The organism is Streptomyces sp. NPDC094034 (genome assembly GCF_040303865.1).
Taxonomy (GTDB): domain Bacteria; phylum Actinomycetota; class Actinomycetes; order Streptomycetales; family Streptomycetaceae; genus Streptomyces.
This window is the reverse complement of record NZ_JBEOUD010000123.1, coordinates 1-1,309: the sequence shown is the minus strand read 5'-3', so window position 1 is coordinate 1,309 and position 1,309 is coordinate 1. Positions and strand designations below refer to the sequence as shown.

The window sequence follows — 1,309 nt, the reverse complement described above, 5'->3', positions numbered from 1 at the left end:
GTGCAGTACTACTTCCAGACCAAGGAGAAGCTGCTCTTCCATGGCCTCCAACACCTGACCGACCGCTTCACCGCACGCGTCGGCGCCCGCCTCGCCGCCGCAGGCCGAGACCCGGGCCCCCGCGCGACCATCGAGGCACTGCTGCTGGCCTCGCTGCCGACCGACGAGGAGAGCCGCACCTTCCACCTTCTCTACAGCTCCTACTCGATCCTGTCCGTGACCGACGAGGCCCTCGCCGCCCAGCCGTTCATCGACAACCCTGACGCCGCCGAGAACGCCCTCACCCAACTGATCCAACAGGCACAGGAGACGGGCCGAGCCGACTCTGGAGCCGACGCTCGTAGTGAGGCGATCAGCCTGCTTGCCATGACAGCGACCATGGGTACCAGCATCCTCGTCGGACAGCGCACGCCGGAGTCTGCCACCGCGGCACTCCAGTACCACCTCGACAGGATCTTCAATCGCAGCCAGACCGCGCCTGCGGCCCGGTGACTTCCGCTCTTGCTCTCACCGGGGTCGGCCTGAGCTGCCGTGGAGCGGAGACATCAGCTCACGGATGGTGTCCCGCGGCGATCTTCAGCCTGTCGCAGGTCGGTCGTCGAAGGCGGCCAGGACGCGGCGGCGTCCACGGACTGAATCGTCGGCGTATGCCTACGCGAGCCGGTCGGCAGGTGGCCGGCTAACGCTTCCCCTCCTAGGACGTGTCTGATAATTGATCTTGTGGTGGGTCGTGGTGAGCTGACGGATGCGGCGTGGGGGCGGATAGCGCCTTTGCTGCCGGGGGTTGACGGTCGTGGGCGGCCGTGGCGGGATCACCGGCAGGTGATCAACGGGGTGTTGTGGCGGTTGCGGACCGGTGCGCCGTGGCGTGACCTGCCAGAACGCTATGGGCCGTGGCAGACGGTCTATGAGCGGTTCGCCCGCTGGGAGGCGGACGGGACCTGGGCCCGGCTGCTGGAGCAGGTCCAGGTCCGCGACGACTTTGTCGGGGCCGTGGAGTGGGCCGTGTCGGTCGACTCCACCGTCAGCCGGGCTCACCAGCACGCTGCCGGTGCCCGCAAAAGGGGGCGCAGACGAGGGACGAACTGGAAGATCCGGCACGTGCGGCGGCTCGCCAGGCGCTCGGCCGGTCCCGCGGCGGGCTGACGACCAAGGTCCATCTCGCCTGCGACGGCCGGGGCCTGCCCCTGACCGTGGTCCTCACGCCTGGCAACGTCAACGACTCCACCGTTTTCGACGCGGTCATGGACGGGCTGCGGGTGCCCCGGGCCGGTGCCGGGTCCTGATCCTCAACGACGTCCAGCAGATG

General features: G+C 68.7%; 1 protein-coding gene and 1 pseudogene. Both read left to right on the top strand.

The genetic code is table 11. The features are described 5' to 3' along the window. The coding region (locus ABTZ59_RS37115) for a TetR family transcriptional regulator C-terminal domain-containing protein (RefSeq protein ID WP_351425972.1) at positions 1–492 on the top strand (492 nt) is incomplete at its 5' end. Positions 493–720: 228 nt separating this feature from the next. Further along, a pseudogene (locus ABTZ59_RS37110) lies at positions 721–1,280 on the top strand (IS5 family transposase); the annotation flags it as partial. Between the last annotated feature and the right edge of the window lie 29 nt (positions 1,281–1,309).